At 40.6% G+C, this 805-nt stretch carries 1 pseudogene; it reads left to right on the forward strand.

The annotated features are described in order from the left end of the window. Positions 1–805, forward strand: a pseudogene (locus tag ACFINW_RS10035) (hypothetical protein); the annotation flags it as partial.

Genomic DNA, 805 nt, shown 5'->3' on the forward strand with positions numbered 1-805 from the left:
TTTTTTCAGCAAATCCTGATTTTAGAAACACGTTTCTTGAAGGTGTAAAAAGTGCCGGTGTGTCTTATCCACAAAGCCTTCTCTCTGTTGCTGGTTTGAATGCTTCTCCTGTTTCAAAAAACAATTATTTAACAGCACTCAATAAAGCCGGATTAGAAAAGATTAATGCTTCTGATGACTATGCAAATTTTTTAACTAGAACCCTTACTAGTGTAGGTGATGATAATTCTATTGCGAATACTTTAAAAATCGATGACAATAAGTTATCAAAAAACACATTAAGTCCAGAAGACCAAAATAAGAAATTTGTTGTCGATCCACAGTTTTTTATGGACAGTAGCTCTGTAACTCGATCTTTCACTCAAAGTGGACAGGATACAGTGACTATTGATGCATCTGATTTCTCGCGAAAAGATCCTATAGCCAGAATGACACGTAGTGGAGAAGTACAGCGTGATGTATCGGGAAGTAATGTCATTTTTGGTGAAGGCGTTAATGCGAAAACCGTGGACAGTGTTGTTATTGGTTCTAAAGCGAAGGCGGTATTAGCTGAAAGAGACCAAAAGTTAGCGGCATCTGTTATCATAGGTTCCAACTCGGAGATCCGGAGAGGTGGATCGGTTGCTGTTGGTGCAGATATAGTGGCACTAAATAATGATGCGGTTGCTGTTGGTCGTTTTATACGGGTGGAGGCGGACAGCAGTACAGCTTTAGGCTTTAAAACGCAAGTGACGGTTGCGGGAGGTGTTGCTATAGGAAGTGATTCTGTAGCCAATAGGGCTAGTGGTGTTTTGGGCTATTCTCC

Origin of the sequence: Bartonella sp. AA18HLJMS (assembly GCF_042197245.1) — a bacterium.
Classification (GTDB): domain Bacteria; phylum Pseudomonadota; class Alphaproteobacteria; order Rhizobiales; family Rhizobiaceae; genus Bartonella.